The organism is Pantoea alhagi (assembly GCF_002101395.1).
Lineage (GTDB): Bacteria > Pseudomonadota > Gammaproteobacteria > Enterobacterales > Enterobacteriaceae > Mixta > Mixta alhagi.
This window is the reverse complement of the sequence record NZ_CP019706.1, coordinates 2,058,797-2,072,351: the sequence shown is the minus strand read 5'-3', so window position 1 is coordinate 2,072,351 and position 13,555 is coordinate 2,058,797. Positions and strand designations below refer to the sequence as shown.

Here is a 13,555-nt window from a genome sequence, read left to right as displayed (position 1 = left end):
TTCAACCCACTTACAATTACTCAAGTACAGCCAAAACCAGACAGTGCAAACTAAAATAAACAAACAGAAACGAATTATTAAGTCAAACCATTCAAACGTAACTTCTTTTGGTCACGATATAATGGCCATTTAAATTACCCCCCCCGAATGATGGCGGCCCATACATATTAAAATAGTTAAAGTAAACTATGGCATCAAACAGAAACATACCTACTGAATTAAATAAGCCCGAGACATAAATTACATTGAGACAGACGGAGAAAATCATAAGAAAAGGCTCAAAATCCCTCTTTATTCTCACCCTCACTACCTGACATTCTGTCCAATAGTCCTCTGTTTACATTTGGCATAGAAAGTAATAGAACATATCAGAAAAATAAAAAAGCGGAAATTACAAATTATAAAATAAGCAACATTCAGATTGTGACAGTGCTTTTATTAAAAGGACGAATTGTCACTATGTTATTGCGAAAAATGATACACCTAATATCACGTTTTTTCCTCTGACGACAATAAAAAAATAATCATCCCTTTACGATCATCATCAGACTGGTTAAAGCTTAAGGAAATCAATTAGGATATCTAATAAAAGTTTCAATCCATCAATAGTGTATTTAACATACATCACACCCATGCGTTATAATTTCCATTGACTTGCAGTTACTCCATGCACAGCAAATACTCCATGCAGAGCAAAAGCCAGTCAGCAAAAAATGGACGGTCAGAAACGATATATAACAGACGGAGGAGAATTATAAGAAAACAGATGAAGAAACACTATAAGAAAAGGCTTAAAATATCTCTTTATTTTTACCGTTACTACCTGGCACTTTATCCAATAGTTCTTATTTTACATCTTATATATATAACGATAAAATATATATAAAATAAATACATAAAAAATAACTATATCTTAAACTATAACCAAGAAAATAAACAATAAGCATATAATTAATTTAAAAATTTAGTAAAGGGTGTATTTCGAAAAAATCTCTTTCGGAATATCACCCCTGAAGATATAGTTCAGAATTATTTTGGAATGAACAATCAAGAAGAATCTTAATCACATCGCTCAAAACTCAGAAATATTCTGATAAAAGAGAAAATAAAAAGTACTCAAAGCAATTTCAGATCTACTTTTTCGGACTCAAAGTCATAACGACCATTCATACATAGATCAATTGGTCTGGGCTGCCAATAAATCATCGCTCTGATTTCAAAAAGAACCACAGCATGCCGGACCAGCCCATCTTTGTCCTGTAAAGAGCGGACAAGAAAAGTCTCAGGAATTATCCGAGGCTCAAAACGTAAAATTGCATCACGAATAGTTTTCTCTATTACATTCCAGTTATGATGATTCTCCATGTTACCGATCAAAGGCGAAACGCCATAATTGAGTACCGACTCCATAACTAACTTATGTTGGCGTTTATTCAGTGTATCTTCAATATTAGTATGGTTAATCAGATCGGTAATATCCTTTTGAACAATGCTGCGCATCTTTCTGATATCAATTGGTTTGACACGATCGTGAGGACTTCTGGGCTCATCATCCTGGAGACGCTCCAGTAAGATGGGAAGATATTGTCGTTTATTATCCGAATACAATTTCGCCAACTTCCATAATTGAGTGCTCACTGATATCGGTAATGACAACTTTCCTGCCGCTCCCTGTAGAAAGTACTTCAGACCACTGCCGCCACTCCGTTTTTAATCCTAATTTATTATCCTGAGGATCTGCGTTTTCAACGGGATAACGTGCCGGGATATAACCGGAGTATGTTTCACCATCTGCATTTATCGTTGCAGGCAGCCATAGTAAATCCAGAAGATCTTCAGGTTTGGATACGATCAATTGCTGGATGGAAGAGTAAGGCAGCCAACGGTATCCACCTGCACAAATAAACTCACATATCGGACCAAGACGACCATCACTGTCGGCTATCCATGAAAAATTCCCTAAGGTTTCGCTTTTTCCGGCGCTTTCAGGTGCCAGTCCAAACGCTTCTTCGCGCAATATAACTGCCTGCTCCGTGTTGCCCTGATAATGCTCCACGTTCGCTTCATGTAATTTTAACATCCATGCTGGCATATCATTCTGCAAGGTTGCGGCCAGACGCCCGCCGGTTAATACCTGCTGACGCTGCATTTCACTGAATACCAGGTTTTTGTAAAGTTCAGTCTGTCTTTTTAACCCATCATCTATCAGAGCCAGCGTTTGAAGCTGCAGTAACGCTTTATCCCAGGCGCCATTAACACAATAGAGTTTGAACAGCACTTCTCGCGCTTTCAGATCCTGGGGCTGCGATTTAACTTGCTCCAGAATCTGTTCCTGCAGCTCGTTCAACGATGAAGTTTTGAGCATTTGAGTAAGAGATGTAAAATTTTGCATAGTATCGATTCCTTCGATTAATAATAAGTGTCCAGACCCACTTTGTAGAAGTCCTGAAATACCAGTTCAGGAACTTTATATTTACTTTTCGCAACAATGTGTTCAGGAGATAAAGAGCGGAGAAGATCGGTTTTTTCTTCTTCTCCGAAGAGTTCATCCCACTGCTCACCCTGCTCCAGCTCCGGCCATACTTTCTCCATCATAAAATTCCGGTCAACAACACATTCAGTCAGCGTTTTATCTTTGAGCTGCTCTCTAGTTTCCTCAAAACGATAGTCCGTTTTAATAATGTGATTAGTCTGATGAGACGTTCCGTCAAAGAACCCGCTATCCTGCTCCTGCCAGATCAGGAGTCGCTTATATTCCAATTCCAGCATTTTCAGAATGTCGTCGCCTTTATTCTGAGCGAGTATGACGTCATTGAAGTAGCGCAGGTCATTGACGTAATTCCCACCGTTAGGAAGAATATTCTCAACTTCAGGAATTTTATTGCTCGTCTGCCAAACATCATTGGGATAAATAAGCCGAATGAACGGCTGATCATTGATTTCGTCATTCCCCTCGCCGACTATAACTAACTTAAAGTGCCCAATCTGAATTTTACTTGCCTCGCGTAATGGATGGACACTTCCGTATGACACCTCAATACCATCCAGATAACAGACATGCACCGCGCACAAACTCAGCATTACGGGCCTGGCCATGTGCCAGTAGAAAACAACGGCATCATGACCCAAGTGACTATTATGAGAGTTAAAATGTCCATTGACCGCATCAAACGTGACAGCATTGTCAGCGGTCAGATATCTGGAAATACTCATCGCTTCCTGCGACGCGGGCCATTCAAATTGAATATTCACGACATCAGCCTATATAAACATCAGCAGACCCCGACACAACAACGGCACCGCAACCCGTCACATCACCAAGACGAGCTGCCGGTAAACCATTAATAAAAACCGAGCCAGATCCTGACGCGACGGGCGCGGCTCCGTGTCCCAGCGCGCAAGGGGCTACGCTTGCTCCGGCAATTGCGGCGGGCAGGCCATTAATATAGACATTTCTAGATCCAGAACATAACGCGCCACCATGCGAGGTGGCATCACCTACTCGTCCTGCGTTTTGCATTATTAATTCTCCTTGTTGGAATAATATGGCGAGGGCGCAAGCGACTCGCCACTGAGTTCAATAAACAATTAAGGTTCAATGGTTTCACTACCGGTCGGCGTTTCGGTCGGCGTCTCCGTTGGCGTTTCGGTTGGCGTCTCCGTCGGCGTCTCGGTTGGCGTCTCCGTCGGCGTCTCCGTTGGCGTCTCGGTCGGCGTCTCCGTTGGCGTCTCCGTTGGCGTCTCCGTTGGCGTCTCCGTTGGCGTCTCCGTTGGCGTCTCGGTCGGCGTCTCCGTTGGTGTCTCGGTTGGCGTCTCCGTTGGCGTCTCGGTCGGCGTCTCGGTTGGCGTCTCCGTTGGCGTCTCGGTCGGCGTCTCCGTCGGCGTCTCCGTTGGCGTCTCGGTCGGCGTCTCCGTTGGCGTCTCCGTTGGCGTCTCCGTTGGCGTTTCGGTCGGCGTCTCGGTTGGCGTCTCCGTTGGCGTCTCGGTCGGCGTCTCCGTCGGCGTCTCCGTTGGCGTCTCCGTTGGCGTCTCCGTTGGCGTCTCTGTTGGCGTCACGGTTGGCGTCTCCGTTGGCGTCTCCGTTGGCGTCACGGTTGGCGTCTCGGTCGGCGTCACGGTCGGAGTTGGTATTGGTATAGGCGGTAATGGGATAATCACGCCAAACAGCGTAGGAATGACCGGCAATCCCGGTAAACCGATCATGCCGCCGCCACCGCCGCCACCGCCGCCGCCGCCGCTATCACCGGGATTAATATCGACTTCTCCTCCCTCGATGATCACCTGGCTGGAGCCGATAATTTTTATTTTATTCGCTGCAATAACCAGTTCCCCTCCCGCAGTGAGTGTCATTGCACCGCCTGCGACCATGGTGCTCGCACCGCCTACGGCAAGGGAGTGATAGCCTCCCACGTTCACCTGATGAGCACCGCCGACGGAAAGCGAGTGATATCCTCCGACGGTATTCATAAAGGCACCACCGACATTAATCCCTTTCGCTCCTGCAACATTGTCGCTCTGGTTTCCACCAACCTGAATCGCCAACGCAGCGCCAATTATGGCGCTGCTATTACCGACAACTTCAGACATATAGTTACCGCCAACAAACAGATTGCGCGACAGGCCGACATTGACATCAGAGTTCATCCCAATGGTCTGTACTTCGTTTTGCTTGGTCAGACGTGACATATTCCGTTCAGCCTGCTCCCAGTAATGCTCCAGACCCGTTTTATCTTCGAAGCGAATGCCATTGTAATTACTAAGCCCACCGCCAACGGTACGACTGATAAGCCCGCTTTGCGTCGCGTTAGCTGGCAAGTCCCACGGCGGCATCGTTACGTTGTTATAAAGGCTGCCTGTGATTAAGGGCCTGTCAGGATCGCCATTAATAAAGTCGACAATTACTTCGTGACCAATACGAGGAATATAGATTGCGCCAAAGTTATTCCCTGCCCATGCCTGGCTGACGCGCAGCCAGCAGGAATCAAATTCGCGATTCTTACCGTAGCGATCCCAAAGAAAACGGACTTTCACGCGACCATATTTATCTGTCCAGATCTCTTCGCCCGGAGGCCCAACAACGATTGCCGTCTGTGGGCCACTGGTTTTTGGTTTTGCCACAGTCACGGGATGACGGTAAATCTTGTTCATTGGCTGAACGGTAAAATCACAGCTGTAGCGGAATTCATCCTGCGAAGAAAGCTGGTTAATTTCCTCCACCAACAGATGACTGCGCATTATCAGATATTCACGGTTCGCTTTTTCGACGGGGTAATTCACGAGTTCAAAACTGCAACCGCAGGCTATACCTCGTAACTCACCAGAACCTTCGCAGCGCGAACCTAACGCTCCGCGCTCTTCCATGCGTACTCTTGCCAGGTGCTCGCCAACAGCAGGTTGCTCGTAGTCTCCCGGCCAGTGGAAGATTTCCATCTGATTAAAACTGGTCTTCCGCGGTTTACTGTCGAGCGCCATAATATCGGCACGGGATTTAGTAAAGTCATAATCATTAGTTACCCACTTCCCAGAAGTAATCGTTTCCTGTAAATGGAATTGATTAATGTATTCTTCATCCATCTTCGGATTGTCGGAAGCATATTGAATAACGTGGTAGGCTTCGCCTGGAAAACGCTTATGCGCACCGACATTGTCCACCAGAATTAGCTTGTGACTTTTTTACTGTGTTCAAAGAACCAGTAAATCCCCCACTCTTCCATCAGTCTTTCAATAAAATCGAAATCCGTCTCTCCATACTGCACTTGAAAATCAAGCAGCGGATAGCTTCCTGACAGGCGTTTCTCAAAGGGGAAGTTATAATCGCCTAATACCTCATCGATAATATTTACCACCGATTTCTGCTGAAAAATCTTAAAGTCAGTAGTTAATTCCGCAAGATGAAGCCAGGGACGCAGGATAATTTCATAAAGAGCCTGATAGCCATCGCGACCAATATAGCGCGCTCTTTGCACTATACCGGATATTTCACGGATACCTTTGCCAATGCCAGTAATATCCCCAAGCCCATTACCATCAAGCTCAATTTCAACAGTCATCTCTTTGCCGATTAAGGATTTCAAATCGACATTCGACGCTTCCTGCCAGGGAATAAGCGGATTAGAAGGTGTCCTGACAGTAATCAGGTAAGAATAGAGCGAAGAAAGCGATTCTTCACCATCCAGCTTTGAAATTATCAACGCTGGCTCTCCAAGCAGCAGTGGCATCGCCGGGCTACTTAATTTAATTGTTCGTGACATATGATCACCTGATGCGTTGTGAGTAGCTTAAAATGATGCCTCAGGCAATTTAGCCTCAGCACGCCGTAACGAAATTTTCCGAGAATCCAATATTTTCCCGTGTCGGCTTTGCCGCCAAACCCAGATGCCTGCATCCTGTTGAATACAGTCAGGCCAGTTTTTCCACGGCATAATCTCGACACCATCGTTATTTCGAATGCAATAGTCTTCCTGCGACCCCTCCCTGAGTAACATCTGAGATTGACTTTTAAATTGCCACGCTGATGTCAACACTCTTTCCCGCCATGGGGAATAACTCCGTCCGAGTGCCTTCACCCATTGCCATAATAGCTGCCAGTCTTTTTTCACCAGATTATTTTTCGGTGCCATATTTAAGATCCTTGAAGCCCAGAATGTCAGCGGAAATTCAACATGCATATTTTTTTTCAACCATGAATAAGAGACCGGACTATAAACAACAACAAGTAACTTTTTCCCGTGTTTATCCGGCAGTACCATAAACGCGCCGACGCAGTAATGCCTTTTTCGAAGCGAGGCAGCAGAAATAACAAAGCACCACGGATAATGCTCCGGCAAATATTTATCCAGTATTGAGGATCCGATGCCTGGCAGTATTTGTTGCGTAATAATCGAGCGCACTTCGCGCTGCGTTTTACTCAACCTGCGAAATTGCCCTGCACACGACTCATCGACAAGTAAACACAGGCGTATCGACATAGTTCCCTCTGTGTATAGCCGCCAATTTTTAATAATCGCTGGGGCAGCGGAAATTTTTCAGCAATTCCATTACAGGCCGGTCTTTATAGGTCAACCCTGTGACTTCGATATTTGCCCGTCGTGAATCCAAATCAAATACCAACTGCATCTCGCCGGAATGGGTTGCCACAATATCACTGGCGCTGTCTATCCAGCGAAACAGGGACCACGGGCCGGTGAACATTAACGATGAACCTCCTGATGCAACACGTGGCGTGGCATTAAGTGTCACTCTTGAGGTCATATGCGACGTAGGCCAAATAACCGAAACTGGTGAAACAGGCCAGTGCGCATAATTCACTTGCTTACCGTCGAAATTCATATTCAACTGCGTAATTGCTGGCTCTAAATAAGGCACCGAAACATCAAAAGTGAGCGAAAGACGACGCCCACCTTCGTCCTGAAAAAAAGCATTACGAATTTCCGCTGCTCTTTCGAACATATCCAGGGTGCTTGCGCTATCCGCCACATCGCCTTTATAGCGCCATGGCCGTGATGAAGTATCCACGATGTTCGCCAGATTAGTTTTGAAGTACTCGTCCACCAGTCCGCCAGTGGCAAAGAAACGTTCGAAATCAGCGAGCTTCACATCTCGCTGGCTATTCGCAAAGGGATAGCGCCCCTGCAAAGTAGCGTGACATACCCGGCCAATATTCTCTTCAATATCTTGATTACTTCTGACAACGGCTTCCTCACTCGCCCGATGCCACACGCCTTCCAGTAATGGCGCAATCAAGTTTGGCAGCGGATCGGGCCAGGTTTGTGATTCTGCACTTAGCTGACGCACGGAATCGGAAAGTGCTATCGCATTGCCATTTTTCAGCGCATCGTTATAGATAACGAACAAGGTGTATTGCTCGCTCAGCGCACCCATCAGCTTGCTCAGCTCCGCGCCGCCCCCCACTGGAGAGGCTTCGCCCGCCGACTCGCGGGCTCCGGTCACAAACTCACGCAGCGGGGCAAAATGTTTATCTACCCGTTCATGAAGCAGTTTCTTTTCCATCGCCGCATAGGCCAGATTCACTTTGGCGGCCGCATTTAAGATTTGCCCCTTGTTGCTGACATTATCGAGCAGCGTTTTATTCTCTTTACTAATCAGCGTGGTTTCGCTCACTGCGCGGGTAATGAAGTTAACCAGCGGCGAGTCCGAGGCGCTCAACTGTCGCAGCATATAGATATCTGCCGTCATACCTGCATGACCATAGTCTAAAGACAACGCATGCATTTTGATGCGGATATTGCCCAGAAAATCCTGCCAGTGCCGCGTATATTCATTCAAATAGAGCGTCAGGATCTTTTGTTGTACGGGATTAACCAGGGCGCCGCTGTTAGTCATTTTGACCTGCATAACGGGCGCGACAGCGTTGTCAGCCTCCGTTTTACCCAACACCCACGCATCCTCACGAACCAGCGGAATCAGGTTGGGACCCATTTTTTTTTTAAACACCTCGTAATAACCGGCATGGGTAAAAAGACCGGGAATAACCGTTGTTCCATTTTCGTCAAGCGGCGAAAATAACTCTCCGCCGCGTGATTTGGCCATCGCACTTAACGTCAAATCAGCAGGCACATCCTGCGCCACCGAGTCTTTAATGCGTTCGTACAAACGGCTGGCCAGATCCTCACGTTCGAGCATGGCTCGAGCGTACTTCACTAACCCTTCATCCGGCTCCTGCCCGAAGCGTCTCCACTCAGGAGAATCAAAAAGATTATTCAGGTGTGAGATAAAAATTCGGCGCTCTTCGTAGGGCTGAAGCTTATTCGTTATTTCCCACAAATGGGTAATACTGTCGATCATGTACTGCTTATCGAATTCACCCTGCCCGTATACCTGCAGATAGATCTTCAATTGACGATAAATTTGTTCGGAATTACCGTTATCAATCGTCTCCTGAAGCGCCAGAGCCACCTGGTGTTCAATCTGCGGCAATAGCAGTCGTTGCAGGAAAAACTGATATAACGAATCAGAAGCCCTGGCGACTTCGTCACCGGTATAAAGGCCGTAGCGCCAATTGAGCGGCGGATTAAATACATCCAGCGAGCGATATTCCGGCAGGTATTGCGAAAGTGTAAGCAGGCGCGGCAGCAAGTTGTCCGCTGTGGTATCGACAAAACGTTTTACTTCGCTACCCAGCGTAATGACTTTCGTATCCACTGCGTCCAGATAATCGTTGTTATACTGGTAACTATTCCAGAAACCGTTCAGTAGTATGAAAGCCAGTAAAACAGAGAACGTATGCCCCAAAAAACGCTGCAGGCGATATTTCGATTCATTCGCCAGGTTATACCGCGCCAGCCCCAGATCTTTAACGATCACTTCGCTAAACAGCTGTTTGAGGAAATACTGACGACCGTACGACACGTTATTGATTAAAAAATTACTCTCTTCCGGCTGGGCAGTTAACGAAGCCACCGCCGTTGGCGTTTTGCCCTCAACGTAGTTTGACCATTTATGCATGATGCTCTGGTTATTCAGCAGACTTAATCCTACAGGCTGATGGCTGCTGGAAAAATAGATGCCGCGCAACAGTGTATAGCTTTGCGTTTCATCGTAGCGGGAAGCAAAAAAGATATTGTGAACAACCTCAGCTACCCGCTCTGACAACAGAAGGAAATCCTGCGGCAGTGCATACATCTTCTTGCGATCGCGGTTGTCATACTCTTCCTGCAGGCGAACGATCATGTCCCGCTCAATACGATCCTCAAGCAAAGAAAATTCTTCTTTTATCTGATCGTTCAGTTCACCGACTGACGCCGTTCTGGCATCGCCATATGGAAAAGTTACTCCCCAGACCTGTTCGCGTTCCTGCTCAGTTAATATCCTGAAATACTCAGCAAATCCCGGCAGTTGGTCCAGCTTGGTCACCATGACATACACAGGGAAACGTACGCCCAGCGTCTGGCGCAGTTCATCCACTCTGGCACGCAGGCTTGCTGCCAGTTCAAACAACTCAGCCTGGCTTCGCTCCAGCACATCAGCAGCAGTAAATGTCACTACCGCTCCGTTTATCGCTTTGACAGGACGATATTTTTTCAGGGCTTTGAGTATTGCGTGCCATTCGTTGATATTTGCTTCCGGCTCGCTAACGTATTTTCCGGAGGTATCAACATAGACCGCGTCATTAGTAAACCAGCATTCGCAGTTACGTGTTTGCTGCGCCGGCTTTCCAACCTGATTCAGTTGCTCGGGCATCGGGAAATTCTGCCCTGCCCCCAGAATTGCAGAAGTCTTACCCGCACCTTGTGTACCGAGAACCATATACCACGGCAAAAGATCCAGGGGCTTACGCGCTAAAATCACACGCTGAAAGAAAGAGAGATTGCTGCAGCTTTTATTCACATAATCTATAGCGCTGGCAATAACCGCAGAGATTTCGGACGTATCGCTTTCCGCAGCAGGGGCCTTGCGGCGAGCAAACTTATCCAACAGCGCCGGATTATCTTTTAATGCCAGCAGAAGCAACCACAGGCCATACAGTAGTGCACCGGCCAGAAAAATCGCAATAATCGCCAGCCTGACGCTCACCGGTGCCAGAGGATGGTTTTCACCCGCCAGCAGGAACGGGCCAAAGACCCAAACCATCACGCACAGCGTTGCGGTTATCGCGATAAATAGTGGCCAGCGTAACCAGAAAATAACCAAACACAGCACGGCCAGCAGGATAAAAACCACACGCGATTCAACGCTCTGTAATGGACGAGAATCGCCAAAACCAAAAAAGGGTCCAAGAAACCAGATAGCGGCGATTAATAACCCGATACAACATACAATCAGCAGCGTTTTCAAAAATCGTGCCGCAAAGATTCTATTAAAATAAGGCATTGTTGTTCTCGTTAATACGTGACAAAAAACTCTACGCGGCGATTCTTCGCCCGTCCCTGAGCAGTATTATTAGATGCCAGCGGCTGACTGCTGCCCGCCCCTTCGACTTTTACTTTGTCCTCTGGCAGGCCTGCGGCAATAAAATAGCGAGCCACTTCTGCTGCACGTTTTTGCGACAGTACTATATTATTGGGCAATCCCGGACGATGAATAGGCGTAGCATCGGTATGGCCAACAATCAGTACTTCACCATTCACGCGGCGAACTTCGTGGGCGACACGTTTAATGATCTTCGCCATCTCTGGTTGCACCGAGGTGGAGCCGGAGAGGAACAACGAATCTCCGTTTAGTACCACTTTGCTTTGCTTCTGGTTTTCATCAACGCTGAGCAGTTGTTTCTTGATTTCATTGCGTAGCAAGACAGCCAGTCTGAGACGTATTTTGAGCTGTGGCGTGGTGACTTTGATATTGTGCATGGCGTAGATCTCACTGGTGATACCGTCGAGGCGTTTCAATAGTGAGTACTTAAACCAGATAAAAGTAGATGCAATCAGCACGCCCGCACACAGGGCTGTCAGCCGAACCGGGATGATGTTTTTTTCACGTAGCACCGGACCTGGCGGCTGTAGCCCATGCGGTGATAAGATCGATTGCGTGGTATTGCGCGTACTTTGAATCAGCGTCAGTAAACGTTGACGAATTTTGGTTAGCTGTCGGTCGCCGTCTTCAATAATGCTGTAGCGTCCCTCAAAACCAAGGCCGAGAATGCGTAACAGCACCTCCAGCACGTCAGCGAACTCATTGGGATTCATCGATAGACGCCCAATCAACAGGAAGAATTTATTTCCGCCGTCGTTGTCTCCTTCAAAGTAGTTCAACAGGTTGCTCTGTGACCAGCCAGCCTCAAGACCCCATGGGGTTGCGTGAGCGGCTTCATCAAGCGCGGTACAAAGGCAATAGCGAACAATAGCCATTTTTTTCCAGGGAATATTGACCTCATCGCAGACAATGCTGAAAAGATTAATCTGGCTTTTAAGCATGTTTTTCAGGAGTTCAACCTGGGAAATGTCGCTAATCTGTTCAGGCATATCACTCAGCGCGCGCAATAACGGCTGAGCGGCTTCCAGTAATGGGTTCCTGGCGGCTTTTACCCTTAATACACGTTGCTGTACGCTTTCGCTTCGCAGGGAGCGGTCATCTTTAAATGGCTGCTGGTGCATACCGGCCATATCGCTACGACTGCCGGGCGCTGCTTCAGGATCCTGTATCCAGTCGCCCTGATCATCCAGCAGAAATTTCCCCATCGCCTGCGGCGAAGCATTCTCGTCGTGAGCATTCTCTGAAGCATTCGCTCCCTGCGGGTTGATATCGTCTTTCATCAGCTCCGGATACCCCAAAGTTCCATTTTCAGGCCCGGGAACTCACCGGCAACGTGTAATGCCAGCGCTCCGGTCGTCGAAATTTTATCCCAAAAAGGACCGCTCTTAAGCAGTTCGTAATAGACATAACCCGTGCTGTAAGGGATCTGGCGCGGCGGTACCGGCAGTCCCTGCAATATCAGCCCCGGCAAGTGCGAGCGAACCAGTTCATGGAGTTGTTGCGGAGCGCTGATTTTGGTCTGAGCCTGAAACTGCTGGTGCAGGACATCCATTGGCAGCTGAGCATGCACCGCCAGCACCAGGTTTGAAAACGACTGCAGTTCATGGGGCAGAATCGAAGCGGACCAGACGCCATTACCTTTCGCGTGCAGGTCGATAAGCTGCCCTGCCCGTACCAGGATCTGGTTAAGCAAATCATGAACGTCATCCACCAGCGGGCGAATTGAGGGATACAGCCTGGCGTGGTCATAGCCGGGCGCCGTTTTCGGACGACGCGTTTTGGTACGGACAAATGTTGAAAGCTCACCCGCCAGTTTTGCCAGTTCTTCATACAAAACGATCGGCGGCATTTCAGGGATATGCCGTAAATGGTCCAGAATCGGCTCATATTTATTGAAAATTTGCAGCAGCAGATAGTCCACGACTTCCGCGCTGGCGCTGGCTTTGCCATCCGAGGTAGAGAGGCGGTTCGCCAGCATCTCAGCACGCATTTTTACAAGGCCGTTAAGGTGGGTCAGCCACTCTCTGAGCAGCAGGCTTGCGGCATATCCGGTCACAGGCGGAATATAATCATCCGTATGCAAGAGTATGCTGCCGTCCGGCTGAATAGCCTTTACCCGGGCCAGGGGCAGACCGATCCATGATTCTGTCATCTCAGTTTCCGAAACCAACTTCAGCCGAAGCATCGCCAGTTGAACCGGCTTCGGCCCCTGGCGAATAGCATTGGTATCGCAAAGCTCCGCTTCCTGGGCGCGAAAACGCGCCAGTGAACTGGCATCGTGCTGGCTAAAGATGGTTTCATCGCTGTTATCAAGACGCAGCGGAACCGCCAGATAAAGCATCTTGCCAAGATGTTCAGGCAAAATAGTCAGCGGTTCCGGTAAGTCGGCGTGGTCGGGTACGTCAAACGGCGTGCCGTCCGGCAGAACGCCGCGGGCGGTACGGAGTACAAGTTTGCCGTAAGTCAGCGCTTCGTGGTCGATTTCGTACTGCGAGAATCCCCAGAAAAATGGACTCAATGTCGACGCTCGCTTATGCGCATAATATTCAAAGTAACGTTCTTGCTGCTGAAAAAGCTGAGGACGCAGGAACAATCCTTCGCTCCAGACGACTTTGTTTGTTCTCAT

Annotated in this window: 8 protein-coding genes and 1 pseudogene; all 9 read right to left on the bottom strand. The window is 48.0% G+C overall.

Annotated elements, in window-relative coordinates:
• Nucleotides 1-1,116: 1,116 nt before the first annotated feature.
• The 9 genes and pseudogenes from B1H58_RS09675 to tssK all read right to left on the bottom strand — a co-directional run bounded on the left by B1H58_RS09675 (nucleotide 1,117) and on the right by tssK (nucleotide 13,555).
• Nucleotides 1,117-1,608, bottom strand: a complete 492-nt coding sequence (locus B1H58_RS09675; protein ID WP_085069806.1) for a type VI secretion system baseplate subunit TssE — start codon at nucleotides 1,606-1,608, stop codon at nucleotides 1,117-1,119.
• Nucleotides 1,595-2,392: a type VI secretion system accessory protein TagJ gene (locus B1H58_RS09670; RefSeq protein ID WP_085069804.1), complete on the bottom strand. Its 798-nt coding sequence runs from the start codon at nucleotides 2,390-2,392 to the stop codon at nucleotides 1,595-1,597. Before B1H58_RS09670 ends, B1H58_RS09675 begins: the two co-directional genes overlap by 14 nt.
• Nucleotides 2,393-2,409: 17 nt before the next feature.
• Complete coding sequence (locus tag B1H58_RS09665) at nucleotides 2,410-3,252, bottom strand: TagK domain-containing protein (protein ID WP_085069802.1); 843 nt, start codon at nucleotides 3,250-3,252, stop codon at nucleotides 2,410-2,412.
• A gap of 4 nt (nucleotides 3,253-3,256) precedes the next feature.
• Nucleotides 3,257-3,520 (bottom strand): PAAR domain-containing protein, encoded by a 264-nt coding sequence (locus tag B1H58_RS09660; protein ID WP_085069800.1) that lies wholly within the window; start codon nucleotides 3,518-3,520, stop codon nucleotides 3,257-3,259.
• Between the two features lie 68 nt (nucleotides 3,521-3,588).
• Nucleotides 3,589-6,251, bottom strand: a pseudogene (locus B1H58_RS09655) (type VI secretion system Vgr family protein).
• Nucleotides 6,252-6,278: 27 nt separating this feature from the next.
• Nucleotides 6,279-6,968: a T6SS protein Cts1T gene (locus B1H58_RS09650; protein WP_085069798.1), complete on the bottom strand. Its 690-nt coding sequence runs from the start codon at nucleotides 6,966-6,968 to the stop codon at nucleotides 6,279-6,281.
• Between the two features lie 28 nt (nucleotides 6,969-6,996).
• A complete protein-coding gene (tssM, locus tag B1H58_RS09645; RefSeq protein ID WP_237172472.1) occupies nucleotides 6,997-10,794 on the bottom strand; it encodes a type VI secretion system membrane subunit TssM in 3,798 nt (1,265 codons plus the stop codon).
• Nucleotides 10,795-10,841: 47 nt separating this feature from the next.
• On the bottom strand, nucleotides 10,842-12,209 hold the full coding sequence (gene tssL / locus B1H58_RS09640; protein WP_085069794.1) for a type VI secretion system protein TssL, long form: 1,368 nt from the start codon (nucleotides 12,207-12,209) through the stop codon (nucleotides 10,842-10,844).
• On the bottom strand, nucleotides 12,209-13,555 hold the full coding sequence (gene tssK / locus B1H58_RS09635; protein ID WP_085069792.1) for a type VI secretion system baseplate subunit TssK: 1,347 nt from the start codon (nucleotides 13,553-13,555) through the stop codon (nucleotides 12,209-12,211). Before tssK ends, tssL begins: the two co-directional genes overlap by 1 nt.